The organism is Clostridium rectalis, assembly GCF_900626095.1.
GTDB lineage: Bacteria > Bacillota > Clostridia > Clostridiales > Clostridiaceae > Clostridium_AS > Clostridium_AS rectalis.
In genome coordinates this window covers 90,990-109,647 of record NZ_UYZZ01000006.1, presented here as the reverse complement: position 1 = coordinate 109,647, position 18,658 = coordinate 90,990, and the positions used below count along the sequence as shown (strand labels likewise).

16 protein-coding genes and 1 riboswitch are annotated in these 18,658 nt (G+C 28.9%); of the genes, 1 reads left to right on the top strand and 15 read right to left on the bottom strand.

Annotation, left to right across the window (positions count from 1 at the left end; all coding sequences use genetic code 11):
* Window positions 1-30 precede the first annotated feature (30 nt).
* The 6 genes from EJL03_RS10830 to EJL03_RS10805 all read right to left on the bottom strand — a co-directional run bounded on the left by EJL03_RS10830 (window position 31) and on the right by EJL03_RS10805 (window position 5,941).
* Window positions 31-1,533, bottom strand: coding sequence for an NAD(P)H-hydrate dehydratase (locus EJL03_RS10830; RefSeq protein WP_125153995.1), 1,503 nt, complete (start codon window positions 1,531-1,533; stop codon window positions 31-33).
* A complete protein-coding gene (acpS, locus tag EJL03_RS10825) occupies window positions 1,505-1,909 on the bottom strand; it encodes a holo-ACP synthase (RefSeq protein ID WP_125153994.1) in 405 nt (134 codons plus the stop codon). Before acpS ends, EJL03_RS10830 begins: the two co-directional genes overlap by 29 nt.
* A gap of 76 nt (window positions 1,910-1,985) precedes the next feature.
* A complete protein-coding gene (locus EJL03_RS10820) occupies window positions 1,986-2,345 on the bottom strand; it encodes a DUF6514 family protein (protein ID WP_125153993.1) in 360 nt (119 codons plus the stop codon).
* A 427-nt stretch (window positions 2,346-2,772) separates the two neighbouring features.
* Window positions 2,773-4,095, bottom strand: coding sequence for a Na+/H+ antiporter NhaC family protein (locus tag EJL03_RS10815; RefSeq protein ID WP_125153992.1), 1,323 nt, complete (start codon window positions 4,093-4,095; stop codon window positions 2,773-2,775).
* Window positions 4,096-4,170: 75 nt separating this feature from the next.
* Window positions 4,171-4,280: riboswitch (SAM riboswitch) on the bottom strand.
* Window positions 4,281-4,399: 119 nt separating this feature from the next.
* Complete coding sequence (locus EJL03_RS10810) at window positions 4,400-5,209, bottom strand: YihY/virulence factor BrkB family protein (protein ID WP_279222077.1); 810 nt, start codon at window positions 5,207-5,209, stop codon at window positions 4,400-4,402.
* 69 nt (window positions 5,210-5,278) lie between these two features.
* Window positions 5,279-5,941, bottom strand: a complete 663-nt coding sequence (locus EJL03_RS10805; protein ID WP_206427363.1) for a Dph6-related ATP pyrophosphatase — start codon at window positions 5,939-5,941, stop codon at window positions 5,279-5,281.
* A 156-nt stretch (window positions 5,942-6,097) separates the two neighbouring features.
* On the opposite strand from EJL03_RS10805, the gene EJL03_RS10800 reads away from it, so the two are divergent.
* Window positions 6,098-6,520, top strand: a complete 423-nt coding sequence (locus EJL03_RS10800) for a DUF3842 family protein (RefSeq protein WP_125153990.1) — start codon at window positions 6,098-6,100, stop codon at window positions 6,518-6,520.
* A 14-nt stretch (window positions 6,521-6,534) separates the two neighbouring features.
* Here EJL03_RS10800 and EJL03_RS10795 read toward each other — a convergent pair whose 3' ends face one another.
* The 9 genes from EJL03_RS10795 to glmS all read right to left on the bottom strand — a co-directional run bounded on the left by EJL03_RS10795 (window position 6,535) and on the right by glmS (window position 18,583).
* Entirely contained in the window at window positions 6,535-7,107 is a 573-nt protein-coding gene (locus tag EJL03_RS10795) for a class I SAM-dependent methyltransferase (RefSeq protein WP_125153989.1), read from the bottom strand.
* Entirely contained in the window at window positions 7,100-7,621 is a 522-nt protein-coding gene (locus tag EJL03_RS10790; RefSeq protein ID WP_125153988.1) for an ECF transporter S component, read from the bottom strand. Before EJL03_RS10790 ends, EJL03_RS10795 begins: the two co-directional genes overlap by 8 nt.
* A gap of 262 nt (window positions 7,622-7,883) precedes the next feature.
* On the bottom strand, window positions 7,884-8,969 hold the full coding sequence (locus tag EJL03_RS10785) for a DUF871 domain-containing protein (protein ID WP_125153987.1): 1,086 nt from the start codon (window positions 8,967-8,969) through the stop codon (window positions 7,884-7,886).
* A gap of 71 nt (window positions 8,970-9,040) precedes the next feature.
* Window positions 9,041-9,337, bottom strand: a complete 297-nt coding sequence (locus EJL03_RS10780) for a PTS sugar transporter subunit IIA (protein WP_125153986.1) — start codon at window positions 9,335-9,337, stop codon at window positions 9,041-9,043.
* 40 nt (window positions 9,338-9,377) lie between these two features.
* Complete coding sequence (locus EJL03_RS10775) at window positions 9,378-9,686, bottom strand: PTS sugar transporter subunit IIB (RefSeq protein WP_125153985.1); 309 nt, start codon at window positions 9,684-9,686, stop codon at window positions 9,378-9,380.
* Window positions 9,687-9,842: 156 nt separating this feature from the next.
* Window positions 9,843-12,554, bottom strand: a complete 2,712-nt coding sequence (locus EJL03_RS10770) for a sigma-54-dependent transcriptional regulator (RefSeq protein ID WP_125153984.1) — start codon at window positions 12,552-12,554, stop codon at window positions 9,843-9,845.
* Window positions 12,555-12,695: 141 nt separating this feature from the next.
* A complete protein-coding gene (locus EJL03_RS10765; RefSeq protein WP_125153983.1) occupies window positions 12,696-13,043 on the bottom strand; it encodes a cupin domain-containing protein in 348 nt (115 codons plus the stop codon).
* 455 nt (window positions 13,044-13,498) lie between these two features.
* Window positions 13,499-16,225 (bottom strand): magnesium-translocating P-type ATPase, encoded by a 2,727-nt coding sequence (mgtA, locus tag EJL03_RS10760; protein ID WP_125153982.1) that lies wholly within the window; start codon window positions 16,223-16,225, stop codon window positions 13,499-13,501.
* Window positions 16,226-16,756: 531 nt separating this feature from the next.
* Window positions 16,757-18,583: a glutamine--fructose-6-phosphate transaminase (isomerizing) gene (gene glmS / locus EJL03_RS10755; protein WP_125153981.1), complete on the bottom strand. Its 1,827-nt coding sequence runs from the start codon at window positions 18,581-18,583 to the stop codon at window positions 16,757-16,759.
* Window positions 18,584-18,658 lie beyond the last annotated feature (75 nt).

Genomic DNA, 18,658 nt, shown 5'->3' with positions numbered 1-18,658 from the left:
CTGTTATAAAATTAATATTCTGATAAAGATTTATAAATTTTGGATTTGTTTTATAATGAAAGGTAATTCCTCCAATACATGACTAGCATTTACACAAAACATTCTTTTAGACAGCTTTTCTCCGGTATATCCATGAATAAATGCAGATATACACGCTGCTATCATAGGGGTATATCCTTGAGCTATAAAAGAAGCTATAATTCCAGTTAAACAATCTCCCATTCCACCAGAAGCCATAGAGCTATTCCCAGTGGGATTAATAACCATTTCATCGCCGTCAGTTATTATTGTATTATACCCTTTAAGTAATACAATAACACTATATTTTTTAGCAAATTTTTTTGCCACTTCTAATCTATGTTCTTTTATATATTCTATAGATATCCCTGTAATTTTTGACATTTCTCCTATATGAGGAGTTAGAATGATTTCACTACTTTTTTTCATAAGTAAATCAGTATTATTTTTTAATACATTTATTCCATCTGCATCTAAAATTATAGGGCAATTAGAATTAAGTATAGTGTCCTTAACTAATTGAAAGGTAGTTTCATTATTACCCAAGCCCGGTCCTATAGCAATGGCATTACTATTGTTAAATAAATTAAATAGTTTATCTCCATCTTTAAATGATATTGTCATAGCTTCTATTAGTTTATTACTTAATATATTTTGTATTTCTTCATAACTACATAATGTAACCAAACCTGCTCCACTTCTAACTGCTGCCTGGGTTGAAATATAAGCTGCTCCTGAAAGACCACAAGAACCTGCTATAATTAGTACTCTTCCATAATCACCCTTATGACCATATACATCTCTTCTTCTTATACTTTTCTTCACAAGTTCCTTATCTAACATAAATTCTCTTTCATGAAATTTATTAATAACAAATTCAGGTACCCCTATTTTTTCTATCATAATATCTCCTAACAATTTGTCAGAACCATACTCTAAAAAACCTTTTTTATATAATTCAAATGAAATTGTTTTATTTGCCCTAATACAATTTCCTAATATTTTTCCAGTATTACTCTGAAAACCAGATGGAACATCAATAGATATAATATATTTACTATTTTCATTTATTACAGATATTACATCATTATATATTCCCTCTATTTTTCTTGTAAGTCCTGTGCCAAATAAAGCATCAATACTTATATCACTCTTTTCTAAAGTTTCTCTCAAATTAAATATATCTTCTATATTACTTATGCTATTTACCCCTATTCCCATGTTTTTTAATATTCTATAATTTATTTCACAGTCCTTACTTAACCCATTATCCCCGCCAATTAAAAAAACTTCTATGTTTTTGTTTAAAATATGTAGATGTCTTGCTACAGCAAATCCATCTCCTCCATTATTTCCCTTGCCGCATATAATCACAAATGAATTAAATTTGCTCAAATCTATATTTTTAATTATCTTTATGGCTGCATTCTCCATTAATACAATACTTGGAATACTTAAATCTTCTATGCAGTATTTATCTATATTTTTAGACACCTGACAAGTTCCTATTTTCATCCTTATCTACCTCCAATATTGCATATGCAATAGCATTATCTCTACTATGAGAAATACTTACATGTATACGGTAATATTCCCCTGAAAAAAATCTATTCTCAATGTTTTCATCTAAATTTACTAATGGTTTTCCCAATTCATCCCTGTCTATTTCAATATCTTTAATTGAAAAACCTCTAAAACCGGTACCTAAAGCTTTTGATACTGCTTCTTTTGCAGCAAATCTTCCTGCAATAAATTCATTACTAAAATTTCTACTTTTAAAATATTCTATTTCTTTTAAAGTAAATAATTTTTTAATGAAATTAGGATTTCGTTTTATAGCTTTTCTTATTCTTTCGATTTCAACTATATCAGTCCCTATTCCTGCTATCATGTACACACCTCCAATAAAATATATAATAAAAAAGAAAAAGAGGCTCTCACCTCTATTTTACCATAATATTATTTCATTAATTATTCGCTATAGCTATATCTTTTACTACATTATCAAAATCTATTATATATTCATCAATATAATCACCCAGTATCTCTATTAAATGGATAGGAGACACCGAGTTATCATACATAAGCCTTAATAAATTATGTACCTTATGACGCTGAGGACTTATGCTTTTAACCCTATCTCTTTCAATATTAAAAACATTGCCATTTAATTTATCCTGTCTTTCTATTTCAATGCCGTAAGCTTGTACATCTATTGAATCTGCGCCATAATTTAAAGATATCTTGCCTTTAAGCAATCTATAAGAATAAATGTATTCGACTTCTCCCTCTTTTACATAACGTGTCAAATTTTCAACAACTACCATAACTTTATCCCCCCATACACTTAACTTTAGTATTATCTTAACACTTATTATTAAAAAAAGGTGTCACTTCATGATAATTGGAATTTAGAAATTCTCCTGTAAATATGACATTAAGTTCTTTAAATATTAATATTCATTAATCATATATTACACTTATGGCAATATATGTTATTAAAAAAGTTTATCACTGTCGAAAGTTTAACCAATTTGACTATATATTTATATATAAATATAAAAAAAATTTATATTTAACCTATATATTTATTCTATAAGCTATACTGATAGAAAACTTCCCAAAATCATACATATTATAGTTATAATAATTGAATCTAATATAACTTAAATCACATTACATATAAATCCTTTAAATAATAACACAATAAAAAACCAAATATATAAATATTATTTACACATTTGGTTTTATAATCTATGCTCCTTTTACCAGTTTTTCTTTATCTACTCTTTTTTTTATTTTAGGTAATCCTAAAAATATAGCTATGATAGCACATAAAGCCATTAGATATGGATAATACAAATACCTCATAATTGCAAATGGTGATATATTAGCCAGCCCTGCTGCTGCTAATAACTGTGCTCCATAAGGAATTATTCCTTGTGAAAAGCATGAAAATGTATCTAATAAACTAGATGTTTTCTCTGGTTCTATTCCATACTGATCTGATATATTCTTTGCTAATGGTCCCGTCATAACTATAGCTATAGTATTATTTGCAGTACATATGTCAACTAATCCTACTAGTAATGCTATACCAAATTCAGCACCTTTTCTTGTTTTTACTCTACTTGTAATAAAATTTAATAAGAAATTTATACCTCCATTAAATTTAATTACCTCTACCGTTCCCCCTACAATCAAGGATATAATAACTAATTCTGACATACCATTTATCCCTTTAGCTATGGATTGAAGAAAACCTATAAAGCTAAATGACCCATATGCTATCCCTATTATTCCAGAAAATACAGTACCTCCAATTAATACAATCAAAACATTTACTCCAAGAAGGGCCGCTATAAGTACTGAAACATAAGGCATTACCTTTACAATATTATAACTATATTCTCCCTCTAAAATAGTACCAGAACCTGAAGTTATAATTGCAAATATAATAGCGGTAATTATTGCTGCCGGAACTACTATATAGAAGTTGGTTTTAAACTTATCCTTTAAATCACACCCTTGGGTTCTTGTAGCTGCTATAGTTGTATCTGATATCATTGAAAGATTATCCCCAAACATAGCTCCTCCAATTACTGCACCTATAACTAGAGCTACTGGTAGTCCTACTTTTTCTGCAACTCCTACAGCCATAGGAGATAATGCAACAATTGTTCCTACAGAAGTGCCTATAGATATTGATATAAAACAGCCTATAATAAAAATTCCAGATACTAATATGTTACTTGGTAATATAGTTAGCCCTAAATTCACTGTAGATTCAACTGCCCCCATATCCTTTGCCACCTGCGCAAAGGCTCCTGCTAATATAAAAATTATACACATTAATATAATATTAGAATCCCCTGCACCTTTGCAAAATATATTAACCTTTTTTGTTATAGTTTCTTTTCTATTCATTAGTAATGCAATAATAGCCGAAATTAAAAATGGTACGCTAACTGGCATAGCATAGAAGTCATTTGAAATTAGAGCTACACCCAGATAAAGTCCTATAAATATTAATAAAGGCAATAAAGCTATTGCTTTCCCATTTTTGTTCTTATTCATTCAATCTATCCTCCCATAAATATTTTTACATAAAATAAAAAACTTCTTGCAGATAATACAAGAAGTAACCTTCTATTCTTATCTGTCAGGTAATCCACCTGCTGGATTTAGCACCATAAAAGCTATAATAGCTTTTGGGTTGCCGGGTTTCATTGGGCCAGTCCCTCCACCGCTCTTGATAAGAAACGCATATTCAATTTTAAGTCAATTTTATCATAACCAAAGTCTGTAGTCAATAAGGATTTTAATTTATAATAAACATTGTACATTAACTTTTATATGGTATAAATAAAACATTACATTATTATAATCTATCTAGAGCCCACCAAGCATTTATCTCTCCCCCAGTTATGATTATAATGGAAGTTAAATAAATCCAAGTCAATAGAACTATCACAGCCCCTATACTTCCATAAAATCTAGAATAGTTCCCAAAATTATTTACATAAAAAGCAAATCCTAAGGATGCTACAATCCATCCTACAGTTGTAAATATAGCACCTGGCAAAACTTCATCCCATTGAAGTTTTTTACTGGGAGTATATCTATAAATTAAAGCAAAAATAAATATCATAGAAAACAATATAATAGCATATCTTAAAATATTCCAAGTAATATTAAAAAAATATATATTAACACCAGTTTTCTTTACTATAAACTCTCCAAATATCTGCCCAAATACCAGTAATAACAATGTTATTATTATCAGAAAACCTAATCCTAAAGTGCTTATTATGGATATAGTTACTACTCGTATATAAGACCTTTTTTCCTTTTCATCATAAGCTTTATTTAACCCTTTTATAACACTTCTAAATCCTGTAGATGAAGTCCATATAGCTAATATAAGACCAAAAGACAATAGATTACTATTTTTTGTCTCAAATATTTCTATTACTGTATTATATACTAATTCATATGCTTGGTTTGGTAATATCCTTTTCAATTCTATTAATATATACTCTGCGTCAATAGAACTAAAACCAATCAAAGTCATTAAAAATATCAAGAAAGGAAAGAAAGCCATTAATAAACTATAAGATAATTGTGATGCCAATGCTGCCACTTCATCATCCATAATTCTCTTTATAAGATTAATTAATTGTTTTTTCACTATTTCCCTCCTTATAATATACAGAGTACTAACTAGTATATATTAATAATTAAATATTAATACATAAAGCTACTGAATATCCATATCTAAAAACCAATAACCATCTTTTAAAACAGTATCCTTAATCACTAGATTTAAAGGATTATTAAATATTGGACCATCTATAACTACTGTATGAAATTCCCCATTTTCCCCACAAGGATCAACACCTATATCTTTCAACTCATTCATAAGTTTTTTATCCAAAATTTGTCCAAGATAACTTTTATCCATTACACTACTTTTTAAAGAAACTATTTTAGCTTTAAAGCCTAAGTCTATAAATTCTTTTACTAATTCTTCTCTTTTCTCCTGCCATAATGGGAGCATCGATTTAATACAAGCCTTATCACAGATCATATTTACCCACTGTTTACTACTTTCTAAATCTATATCTCCAAATACTCCTACTTCTATTCCCTTATCTTTCATATTAAGTAGCTCCTTTAAAAAAACTTCTTCATAATCATTCCAAGATGCAGACGCAGTTATTAAATTAATTTTTAAAACTTTTGCTTGCTGCTCTATTATTTTTTTATCTAACCCATGTGATCTTGATCGTACTCCCTCCTCTGTAAACATAGTAAATAATGCTACTAGCCTCCCTCCTTCTTTTATAGCCTTATATAATGCCAAGCAGGAATCCTTTCCTCCACTCCATGAACAAAAAAATCTCTTATTTTGTATATTCATAATTTACACCTCCTTTTTTCAAAATAACCTACATTTTATTATAGTCAATTATACCATAATGTATTTAATTTATTATTTTTAAAAAGGAGTAGTAAGAATAAATGAAGAATTATATAATATTATTAAACATACTATGTATGACTTAGGGGGTATTATATGAATATAGCGGTTATTGATGGTCGTGGTGCCGGCATTGGTCAGACCATTATAAAGAAATTAAAAAAATCTTTTAAAGATAATATCTACATAATAGCATTAGGTACTAATTCCACTGCTACAAATAATATGCTAAAATCTGGTGCAGATGAAGGTATAACTGGTGAAGAATCAATATGTTCATTTTTTTTAAATAAAACTATTGATGCAATAATAGGTCCTATCGGTATACTATGTAACGGAGGAATAAACGGAGAAATAAGCTCATCTATATCAAAATGTATTTTTGATATAAAATGTACAAAATACATAATTCCTTTGCAAAAACATGGAATATTTATACCTGGTACTAGAAATTTACAAATCAAACAGATAATCAATGAAATAATATACCACATAGAAAAAACAAATAGCATTAGGTAATCCTAATGCTAAAACTATTTTTTAATTCCTGATATATAATACATTTCATTATTATCAATAATTTCATTAACATAAAAATAATTACTCATTAACTTTGAAGTATCCTTAGCCGATGCCAATCTATGTTTTTTTACAGTTTCATTAGATGAATGTATCGCATTTATTTTATCTTTACTATCAGAATGAGCTATTATAACTTTTCCTTTTTGTCTTAATATATTATACAAATGATTAAATAATCTATCTTTATTTTCTATATGAGGATAAACAGAATACAAAAATATATAATCAAAATTTTCACCTTTAAAATTCATTATATCATCCATAATAAATTCTATTCTTTTATCTTTAAATTTTTTCTTTGCTATTTCTAACATATTTTCGGAAATATCTAAAGCAACTATTTTTTTGGGACTAGTCTCTATAAAATATTTTATCAAAACACCTGTACCTGTTCCTACATCTAAGATATTTGAATTACTTCTAACTTTAGACATACTCATGATTTTTCTTAACTTATCTTCATCGTGAATAGAAATCTTATCCCATCTTGGTGCAAGTTCATTAAAAAATTCTTTATTATCCATTTATACTAACCCCTTTACTATTTCTTGCAACTAATTTTACTATTAAAGGTACTATAATAAGTTGTAGTAAAATTCCTAAAAATGCTTTCACAAAGGAATTTGCCATAAACATATACAAAACAAATGCCTTTCCTCCAGAAGTTAGCAGTAAAAAATTCAATAAACCAGATACAGCTCTTCCTAAAAGCATAGCTACTATCAATGCTAAGTAAATGTTATGTTCTTTATTATTGTACATGTATCCAGCTACCCATCCATAAGCAGCTAACTCAAAAGCCATCGAAATTCCTACGGGATATATTGGAGGCATACCTGTTAACAAAGAACTTATTACTGGAGTTATAAATCCTACTATTAATCCTTCCCTTTTGCCTACAATAAAACCACATAGCAAAACTGGTATATGCATAGGTAAAAATATCTGCCCTGGTATACCAGATATGTGAAAAATATAAGGCACTATTAATCCTAGTGCTAAAAATAAAGATGCTTTTACTAATGATTTGGTATTCATATAGTCCCCTCCCCAAAAAATAAAAGATAGAGTATTACTCTACCTTCGTGGCTTTAATTCAAATTCTATATAATTTTAATAAAATAAAGAGTTTTCGTAACCCTTAATTATTATACCATATTATCTGAAAAGATAAAATATTCATTTTTTATTTTGATAATGAAAACTAAGTCTATTTTTAACCCTTCGAAATAATTAGTTATAATAAAAAAGATTTATAAACCATTTTAAAAGGTTTATAAATCTTCCTAGTATTAGCATACTATATCAGAAAACTAAATTTCATCCAAGGTTCTATATAATCTAATAAAAATAATTCATCTTCCGCTATTCTTCCCACAACATTGGTTTTTCCAGTATTTTTCATATCCTTTAAAGCAATCTGAAGTTCTCCTGCATATCTTTTATATAATGATGATTCTATTAGAATATCCCCTCTTTTTATGTCCACTATATTAAATGGGTTAAATTTACTATCTTTATATTTCACTCTACTTTGAGTTGATCTTACAAGATAGTCTGATACATCTCCTCTATTAAAATGGGGTTCTTCTAAAACTATTTTTCTCTCAAGTTCTGGTATATCTTCATTAAGTTCTACTTTAAACTCCAGCATATTTTTATTAATTTTACTTAAAGTTTTCAATTCTTCCTCAGATGCAAACTGATTAGCTATAATAACATCATCTATTAAACCAGTGGCAAATAAGTGTTTAGCTTGTACATCTATAGGTAAATCTCTATGTATTTCTAAAGTACAAAGTCCTTCATTTACAGGCCATGGTCCAAATTTAGCTTCTTTAGAATTAACAAAAGCCGCTGTTCTTATTCCTAGGTCCTTAAATTGTTTGCTACACTTAATAAAATGCTCATAACCTAACCCTGTATAAACATGAGGATAAAAATTATGACACCCTAATATATTTTCCGTGTTAGCCTTATAAGATAAAATATTATCAATATATTTAGTTCCATTACTCATATTTAATTCAATTTTTATACCATATTTATTAAAAGACATTATAGACTCTTCTAAACCGCTAAATCCTATATCTAATCTTATACCATGTAATCCCATTTCCTTAAAAATATACAAATCATTAAAGGATATCCCTAATCTCTTAAATACATCAGGTTCAACGTCTGCAACCACTTCCATATTTTTACTATTAGCAAATTCAACTATCTCTTTAAAATTTTCTATTGTCTCTTCTACAGTGTTTTCCTGAGAAGAAATCAAGCATGTAAATATTCTTTTATAACCATAAATAGATGCTGTACTTATATAATCTTTTATTCTTTCTTTACTAGAATTAGATGGATATATTGATATTCCTAAGTTTCTCATTTAACCACTCCTTATATACCAATGATTAAACTCTAACAGTTTTAATCTCTGTTAGAGCCTAATATATAATATTATAGTCTTTTATATATGTCTATTAGCTCACTTGCAAGATCCCTTAATGTTAAAGTATTCATTAGATGATCTTGAGCATGTATTAATAGTAATGAGACTTCTTTTTTCTTACCTTGAGCCTCCTCTTGAATTAATGTAGTTTGATGCTTATGGGCTAAACTCAACTGTCTATTAGCCTCTTCCATTAATCCTATAGCTTTATCAAAATTACCACTCTTTGCAAATTGTATTGCTTCCATTGCAGAACTTCTAGCCTCTCCACTATAAGTAATAATATTTAGTATAATTTCCTCCATACTAATACGCTCTCCTTTTTTTAACTTTTAGTAAATCTATTTATTTTTCCATTAAACTTAATGCGTATTTTAAAACCTTTTCTCCATTCATAGTTCCATAATCCATACTATTTATAACATCTACTCTTATTCCTTTAGGTTCTGCATCAAGTTTTATTTTCTTTAAAAGATATCTAACTTGAGGTCCTAATAAAATTACATTGGCACTATCCATATTTGTCTTTAACTCAGCTTCTGGGATAGCTTTTATTTTTACATTTGCATCAAGCTTTATAGCCGCTGTATTCATTTTAGTAACCAATAAACTTGTAGACATCCCTGCTGAACAAACTAGTAGAATATTTTTCATAATAATTCCCCCTTAGTCCTATTTTGCAAAACTTTAAATTGTATGTATATTTATTATAAAAGCAATTTACATGCCATAAACATCCTGTTAAAACATTGATATATAGCAATAAAAGTGTGTAATATTACTTACACACTTTTACACTAAACTATGATTCTACACACTCTTACTATTTTCTATAAACATTTTAAGTATATATGCTTCCTCATCTTTAGAAATATTAATATCATAAATTTTTTCCAAGGATTTAAGACATTGTTTTATAATATTAAACTCTTTAATATATTTATTTATATAGTTGTCTACATCATTGAATATAATTCCCTTTCCACCGTTCTTAGCTCTATCTATAACAAAACCAATATGAAGTAAAATACCAACCTTTACATCATGAGATAAAGAGATATTTAATTTACTCTCTATTTCTTCTACTATATTTCTTATCTCATCTACCATGCCTTCAATATTTTCTATATTTATATGTGGTTTAAGTGAAGTCTTTATACTTCTATATTGCTCTTCCCTTTTTATTAAGTTTCTTAGTTTATTTAATCCAGTACCAGATAAAATATCCGATGCAGAAATAAATGGTACATTTTTAATAAATATATTAATTGTCCCTACAACAGCTAGTATATTATATTTTCTATTTAAGATTTCTACATGATATAAGAAATCTCCTTTATCTAATATATTTAGTGATACTATATCAAGTTGTGAATTCTCTCCTAAACTCTTAGTTATAATATCTCTAAGCTTTTCCGAAGCCCCCTCCCCTGTAAAGCAAGCAGTTATTATCAAAAATTTTTTATATTGATTATCTGTTACGTTAACCTGTATACCATACCTATCTAATTCTTTACAAGAATTATAAACCGCATCTAAATCATGTCCTAACATAGCTTTTCTACAAGCTTCAATTACCATTGGAGTACTAGCCATATCTATAGTTTTGGTACTAATACCAGTTTCCTCATATATCATATTGGCAAAGTTTGTTAAAGACCCCATATCTACTAAAATTAATATACCTTTACCGCGATTCATTTCCAAAACCTTTCTTTTGGCTATATCATACATGGTTTCTGCCTTCATATTTAGAGGCATATCTAACGCTTCAGCACACTCTTCTCCTAATAATTCATTAGCCACTTGTACCATACTACTAGCAGTAGACTTTCCATGCATTATTACTAATATACTCACCGTTTCCTTATATTTCATATCACTTTCATATTGGTTAGATGCTAAAAACATGGTTAAATATCCAATCTCATCTAAGGGAGTTTCAATGTTAAAATTTTTATCAATAACTCGTGCTATTTCAATAGCAACCATAAATTCTTCTGCATATTGTGCCCTAATAAAATTCAGTTTTGGATTGTATATGCTGTTTCCCTGCTTTATTCTATCGATACTTCCTTGTAAATGAAGTGCTAAACCTAAATATATTTTTTTGTCAAATTCCCTATCAAGTTTTTCTTTTGCAATAGATAATATCTTATCAACTATAGTCATTATTTCTACATTTACTATTTTAGTTATCTCTTCTTTTTGAAAAAACTCTGGCAAATCACTCATATATTTTCTAAAATGACTTTCTATATCTATATTCAATATATCGTTTATTTCATTTTCATTCATTCCTTGATTTTTTAAAATAATTAACTTTTTTTCTATACAGTCATAAAAGTATTTATCCTCGTTCTCATCCTCTTCATCTAAATCTTGTCCATCGTTTTCATTTATATCATGATAAAATACTAAAATATCCCCTTTATTTTTTAGTAATTTATTTATTTCTTCTCTATAAGTTTGTATCTTCATAAACCCTTTTTTTGTGCTTTTAGGTAAATCTCCTTGTTCTATAAATATATAATCCAAATTTTTAGTTTTAAAATCTAGAAATGCCTTGGCACAAGACAATTGAATATCACTTTTAAGTTGACCTATATTATTTGTGCAATCATACAAAAGAAAGGATACTAATGCATTCTTATCCATATATATGTTTTTTGATAATCTCTTAGACTCCGTTGTAATAAATTCTTTTAATAGATTATACTTTTCCTGCAAAGTTCTTTCTTTTAAGCATGGTAACTTTATCATCATCGGTATTCTACGTGTAAATGTTTTTAATAAATAAGACTGAGGATCTTCTGTAGTAGCAGCAATAATTTGCACTTCTGACTTAGTCACTTTTTCCGTATCTCCTAATAACCTAAAAAAGCCTTTATCTATATAGGTAAATAACATTTCCTGACCTTGAGGGGATAATCTATGAATTTCATCTAAAAACAATATACCTCCATTAGCTTTCTTTAATAACCCCTCCTTATCACTATCTGCTCCAGTGTATGCTCCCTTTTTCACACCAAAAATTTGTGAAACTACAAGCTGTGGATTATCCGCATAATCTGCACAGTTGAAAGTGATAAATGGTGCTTTTTCACTTATTACTTTTGCCTCTTTAGCAAACTGATACATTAATTCTGCAAACATTGATTTTCCAACACCAGTTTTTCCTAAAATAAGCGTATGTAGTCCCCTAGGTGGGTATAAAATAGCAGCTTTAGCCTGTTGTATGGGTACTCTTAGGCTTAGTTGTGCACCTATAATTTTATCTAAACTATTAAGTTTATTTGTATTGTTTTTCTCTTTTGTATTTCTAAATTCTAAAGAATGATACAATACTGGTCTACCATCAATTTTTTTGACTTTTCCTTCTTTATGAAGTTTATTTAAATATCTGCTTACATTAGATCTATCTATATTTAAATATTCACTTAATTCTATAGCAGATATATTTTTTTCATTTTCTCCTTCCAACTTTATTAGTGCTTCATATACCTCATCAATCTTTCTCATATTCATCCCTCTTTAATAAACTTATGCTCCTACCCATATTTTAACATATAATAACTTCTTTTACAGACATATATTAACAATAAATTAATTTTTATAAAAAAAACGGTAGATTATCATTTTTTCTACCATTTGTATAACACTTTAATTCAATTTAAATACAACTACTAACAACATTTTAAATTTCTCTATTGCGTATAGTGCATGTGCTATGCCTGATGGCATAACTATAGTTTCTCCCTTTTTTAAACTAAATTTCTCTTCACCAACCATTATTTCCGCTTCCCCATCCAATATATATACCAGTGCATCACCTTGGGATGAATGTGAACTTATCTCTTCATTCTTATCAAAGGCAAATAATGTAACACTAAGATTTTTCCCCTGGGATAAAGTTCTACTTACTACTTGCCCTCCTCTATATTCTACTAAATCCCCCAATACTAAAACTTTTGAAAAGTCAATATTTTTTATTAAATTTATACTTTTCATAATTATCCTCCTTAATTTAATTAGGTTGTTATTTATTTAAAAACTATTTTAAATTATATTTATATATTAACCCCGTATATGAATAATATCCGTAACCTTAGTTACTGACTTAATGAGATATCATTTTCTATGTTCTAATATCTTAATAATTTTTTGAAACTTTTATTAATACTTATTATAAAAAAAGATTATTAATAATATAGATATATAAGCTTCAGTTTGACTTACTTATCTTTTCATTTTATCTTCCTCCAATAAATACTACTCCATCAATTATTCTTCAAACTCATCTACATTCCCCTATTTTATATGCTTTTAGATATAAAACTAAACAAGTATTAATACAAGTTATAGATGAATTATTACTATGAATTATGTATTTGTCTATATAAGAAAAACTGCTCTCTTTGAAATATAATCCAATGACAAAAAGAACAGTAAAAATATTTATTATTTTATAATAATTCGCCATATCTTTTAATATAAATTTTTTTCATTATAGTAACCAAAATCATATAAAAAATAATAGTTATAGCAAGCCATAAAAAGAAAATGCTAGGGAATGGATATAATCCTAACACCCTTCCAAAACTCGTAAAAGGTATAACTGTAAGGGCCACAATACCAGTAAATGTTAGAGTAATCACTTGAAATGAGGCTCTACTTTGTACAAAAGGTACCTTTGCAGTACGAATCATATGAATAACCAGGGTTTGTGTCCACATTGATTCTACAAACCAAATAGCCTGTGCCATCATAACATATATATCTCTTACCATTTCCTCAGACGCTGGAATTTTGTTAAATGTTCTTCCTAATGCACCTGGTACGAAAAACGGACAAATTAAAAAATAAGATAATAAGTATGTGGTAACATCAAAAACGGAACTAGTTGGCCCAATCCAAATCATAAAACTACCAATACTTGAGGCATCCCATTTTTTGGGTTTTTCTATAAATTCCTTATCCACATTATCCCAAGGTATAGCAGTGCAAGAAATATCATAAATAAGATTTAATAAAATAAGATGTATACTAGCCATAGGTGTATATGGAATAAAGGCGCTAGCAATAAGCACAGAAAACATATTACCAAAGTTGGAACTTGCCGTCATCTTAATATATTTAATCATATTAGCGTAAGTCTTTCTACCTTCAATTATTCCCTTTTCTAATACCATTAAATCCTTTTCTAAGAGAATAACATCCGCCGATTCTTTTGCGATATCCACTGCTGTATCTACAGAAATACCAACATCTGCTGACTTCATAGCAGCAGCATCATTAATACCATCTCCCATAAATCCAACGGTATGGCCATTGTTACGTAATAAAGTAACAATTCTAGATTTCTGAGAGGGGGATAGTTTTGCAAATACCGTTGTTTTTTCTATTTCCTTTTTTAATATATCTTCACTCATATTCTCAATATCAGAACCAGTTAATAAATTATCCACTTTTAATCCTACCATTTTGCATATACATCGTGTCACTCGCTGATTATCTCCAGTAAGAATTTTTACCCCTACACCATACTCAGCTAAAGCTTCAATAGCTACCTTTGTAGACTCTTTAGGAGGATCAAGAAATGCTAAATAGCCTATTAGAACCATTTCACTTTCATCCCTAATAGAAAAAGTTCCTACAGGAGAAGGATTAGTCTTTTGCGCTACTGCAATAACACGCATGCCATCATCATTTAAATCATCCACTGTTTTAAGTACAGTTTTTTTAATTTCACTTGTAAGCTCAATTACCCTTCCCTCATAATCTACATAAGTACAAATAGATAACATTTCTTCTACTGCCCCTTTAGTAATCATTTGAGTTTTCCCTAATTGATCTTGCACAACAACACTCATCCTTCTGCGATTAAAGTCAAAGGGAATTTCATCTACTTTTCTATAATTGTGCTCTATATCATACAAAAATTTTTTCTCACTACTTGTTGATTTTACACTATCAATAACAGCAATATCCATTAAATTTTTTAAACCAGTCTGAAAATAGCTATTTAAAAAAGCATGTTTTAAAACCCTTAGATTTTCATTTCCTGAAACATCCATATGGTACTCTAATATAACTTTATCTTGAGTTAAAGTTCCTGTTTTATCTGTGCATAATATATCAATAGCTCCAAAGTTTTGAATAGAATTTAAATTTTTTACCACTGTTTTTTCCTTAGACATAGCTACTGCTCCCTTTGCAAGGCACGTAGTAACAATCATGGGTAACATTTCTGGTGTTAATCCAACAGCAACAGACACTGCAAATGTAAATGCATCTACCCAATTCCCCTTTGTAATACCATTTATAAAGAAAACAATTGGAACCATAATAAGCATAAAACGAATAAGAACCCATGATACAGCATTAACCCCTTTTTGAAAACTAGTAACTGTAGGCTTTTGTTGAATATCTTTTGCCATGGCACCAAAAATTGTATGGTCCCCCACTGAAATTACTATTCCTGTAGCAGAACCACTAATAACGTTACTTCCCATAAATGCAAGACAATTGTAATTTATAGTAGAATCTTTTTTGGTGGATGCAATAGAGGTTTTTTCCACAGGTTCACTTTCTCCTGTTAATGATGCCTCACTTATAAATAAATCCTTAGAATAAAGTATTCTCATATCAGCAGGTACCATATCACCTGCTGAAAGATATACTATATCTCCAACCACAACATCATCTAGTAAAATCTCTTGTTGTTTTCCTACTCGTTTCACTGTACACGTTGTTCTTATAAGCTTTAACAAGCTTTCTGCGGCATTACCAGAACGCGTTTCCTGTACAAAACGCAAAACTCCACTTATAAATATCATAGAAGATATTATAATTACAGTAGCTGGATTTTTGTCCTCAGGCTCAGCAAGAATAATATCCATATACGCAGATATTATTGCTAAAAATATTAATACACATGTAAAAGGATTAATGAATGCATCAATTAATCTTTTCCAAAATGATTCCTTTTTCTGTTGTGTAATTTTATTTATACCATATATCTGACGATTTTCTTCTACCTTCTCAATAGATAAGCCGTCCTCATTTGTGCCCATATCTCTTAAAAGCACCTCTACCTCTTTTGTTGCAACTTCATTCATAAGCTTTTTAGTTTCATTATAACTTCCCTTATTTTCAACCCTTTTCTCATTTCTATTTTTCCACATACTCATTTACACTCCTCTTTCCTCCTTTGCTTTAAAGATTCCCTTCATTTATAAGGAGTTTCTATTTCCATTAAGCCTTATAACAGATTTCTTAAGATTTATACTCCTTACAAGCATCAAATAAGAATACTTATTCAATTTTAAAATAACTTTAAGGCATTTTTGCTATTTAAATAATAAAAAAATTGTCTACCTTTCTTTATTTTCCCCTATAACTATTCAATTATTATTTTTATATCACTTTTCAATATCAAACAAAACTTATATGTAGATATACATTTTTACGTTTAATAAACATTTACTACCTAAAACATTCATATAAAAGTAAGCCAATATTAAAAAATATTGGCTTACTTTTATTGGTTGAATAAATAACTGCTCTATATAAGGTTCTTTCTTCCTAATTTCTTCTCATGAAAAATGGAGAAAAAATCAAGATTAGAGCCTGATTTTTTCTCCATTTTAAAATTTTTTCTATATAAACAAGTTTATTTTTCTTTAAACCATCTTTTATATCTAATAATCTAATAGTTTATATTACTCAACTGTAACTGACTTTGCAAGATTTCTTGGTTTATCCACATCGCAGCCCTTTTGTACTGCAACATAGTACGAAAATAACTGCAAAGGTATAACTGAAAGTAATGGTGAAAAGAAAGGATTAATTCTGGGCAAATATATTGCTGAATCCACTGTTTTTTCTATACTTTCATTGCCTTCAAAAGTAACCCCCAAAACATGAGCACCCCTAGTTGTAACTTCTTTTACATTACTTACCATTTTCTCGAATAGTTCATCCTGTGTAGCTAAAGCCACTACTACTGTTCCCTTTTCTATTAAAGCTATTGGACCATGCTTAAGTTCTCCACCAGCATATGCTTCTGAATGAATATAAGAAATTTCTTTAAGCTTTAATGATCCTTCCATAGCTACTGCATAGTCTAAACCTCTTCCTAAAAAGAACATATCTTTATGAGTATAAGTCTGAGCTGCATATCTTTGTATTATTTCTTTATTTTTTAAACATTCTTCTGCCTTTTCAGGTAAAAGAAGCATTTCTTTTTTTAAATCTTCTAATTCCTCTTTACTTAAAGTTTTCTTATTTTCTGCGAAAAATAGTGCTATTATATACATTGCTACAAGTTGAGTTTCATAAGCTTTTGTAGAAGCAACAGCTATTTCTGGTCCTGCCCAAGTGTATAATACATCATCTGCTTCCCTTGAAACAGAGCTTCCAACAACATTAGTTACTGCAATTACCCTAGCACCATGATTTTTAGCCTCTCTTAAAGCTGCTAAAGTATCTGCCGTTTCTCCACTTTGGCTTATTACTATCATTAAGGTGTTTTTATCTATTATAGGGTTTCTATATCTAAATTCTGATGCTATATCTACTTCAACTGGTATTCTAGATAATTTTTCTATAACATACTTACCAACTATTCCCGCATGATAAGCAGTTCCGCATGCAACAACGTATATTTTATTTATATTTTCTAATTCTTCCCTTGTTATCTTTATCTCATCAAGAGTTATTGGTTTACCCGGCATTATTCTAGAAGTCATAGTGTCTTTAATAGCCTTTGGTTGCTCATGTATTTCCTTTAACATGAAATCTTCATATCCACCCTTTTCAGCTGCATCTGCATTCCAAGTTACATGATATATATCCCTTCTAATTTCTTCTTTTTCTTCAGTAAATAATTTTACTCCATCCTTTGTCAATACAACAAATTCTTTATCATTAAGAAGATATACATCTCTTGTATGATTTAATACTGCTGGTATATCAGAAGCTATAAAAAATTCATTTTCTCCAAGACCAACTATCATTGGACTATCTTTTCTTACAGCTACAATCTTATCTGGGTCACTATTGCATATTACTCCAATGGCATAGCTTCCTTCCATTTTACCTACTGCCTTCATAACAGCATCTAATAAATCTCCATTATAAAAGTAATCTACTAAATGAGGAATAACTTCTGTATCAGTTTCCGATTTAAACTTATAGCCTTTAGATGTTAACCATTCTCTTAAATGAATATAATTTTCAATTATTCCATTGTGAACAACACTTATAGTTCCATCTTCATTACTATGAGGATGTGAATTTAAGTCTGATGGCTCTCCATGAGTAGCCCATCTTGTATGCCCAATACCTATTGTTCCTTCTATTGGAGTTTCTTTTAACTTCTCTTCTAAATTAGCTAACCTACCCTTACATTTCATTACGTCAATACTATTATTATCTATAATAGCAACTCCCGCTGAATCATATCCTCTATATTCAAGTTTTGAAAGACCCTCAACTAGTATAGCCGATGCCTGCCTTTTGCCTATATATCCTACTATTCCGCACATATTAATCTTCCTCTCAATTTTTACGTATATTTATCCCAAAAGATAACTATACTTATTTTTATTACTTTAACCATA